1 protein-coding gene and 1 pseudogene are annotated in these 1133 nt (G+C 68.4%); both read left to right on the top strand.

Features of this window, described 5'->3' with window-relative positions:
• The first annotated feature begins 97 nt into the window (after window positions 1-97).
• A complete protein-coding gene (locus KN815_RS49215; protein ID WP_253209749.1) occupies window positions 98-874 on the top strand; it encodes a carbohydrate ABC transporter permease in 777 nt (258 codons plus the stop codon).
• Between the two features lie 10 nt (window positions 875-884).
• A pseudogene (locus tag KN815_RS49220) lies at window positions 885-1133 on the top strand (hypothetical protein); the annotation flags it as partial.

Here is a 1133-nt window from a genome sequence, read left to right on the forward strand (position 1 = left end):
CCGGCCACCCCCCGCCGGCCCGGCCACCCCGGCGACGCGGCGGCGGCCCGCCGGCCGGATCGCGCTGCACGCCTGCCTGATCGCCGTGCTGCTGGTGATGCTCTATCCGCTGGCCTGGCTGCTGGCCACCTCGTTCAAACCCGCCGACGAGGTCATCGCCAGCCTCAAGCTGCTGCCCAGCCACTTCGAATGGGGCAACTACTCCACCGCCCTGGACGGGGTGAACGAGGTCAGCGTCGGACGGCTGCTGTGGAATTCGCTGCTCATCGCGTGCGGCGCGGTGCTCGGCAACGTCATCAGTTGCTCGCTCGCCGCGTACGCCTTCGCACGGCTGCGGTTCAGGATGCGCGGTCCGCTCTTCGCGTTCATGATCGCGACGATCATGCTGCCGCACCACGCCATCCTCATTCCGCAGTACATCATCTTCAACCAGCTCGGCATGGTGAACACCTACTGGCCGATGATCCTGCCGAAGTTCCTGGCCACCGACGCCTTCTTCGTGTTCCTCATCGTGCAGTTCATGCGCGGACTGCCGCGTGAGCTGGAGGAGGCGGCGCGGATCGACGGCTGCGGGCCCTTCCGCTCGTTCTTCAGCGTCATCCTGCCGCTGACCAGGCCAGCCCTGATCACCACCGCGATCTTCACCTTCATCTGGACCTGGAACGACTTCTTCACCCAGCTCATCTATCTCTTCGAGCCGGAGAAGTTCACCCTGACCCTGGCGCTGCGGTCCTTCGTGGACGCCTCCAGCCAGTCGGCCTTCGGCCCGATGTTCGCGATGTCGGTGTTCGCGCTGCTGCCCATCGTGCTCTTCTTCCTCGCCTTCCAGCGGTTCCTGGTCGAGGGCATGGCCAGCTCCGGACTGAAGGGGTGACCGACTGACCATGGATACCGCCACCAAACGTGAACCCGGCGAGCTGTTCGGCCCGCGCTTCGCCCTCTTCGCCGACGTCCTGGCGGTGGGCCTGGCCACCGCCGCCGCCTCGCTGCCGCTGATCACCGCCCCGGCCGCCATGTCCACCGCCTGCGCCGTCCTGGACCGGCGGGTGCGCCAGGACGCGCCCACCACGGCGGCCGGCTACCTCCGCGCGCTGCGGCAACGGCTGCGCCCCGGCGATCTGCCGGCCGGAGCG

This window comes from Streptomyces niphimycinicus, assembly GCF_018883605.1.
GTDB lineage: Bacteria > Actinomycetota > Actinomycetes > Streptomycetales > Streptomycetaceae > Streptomyces > Streptomyces niphimycinicus.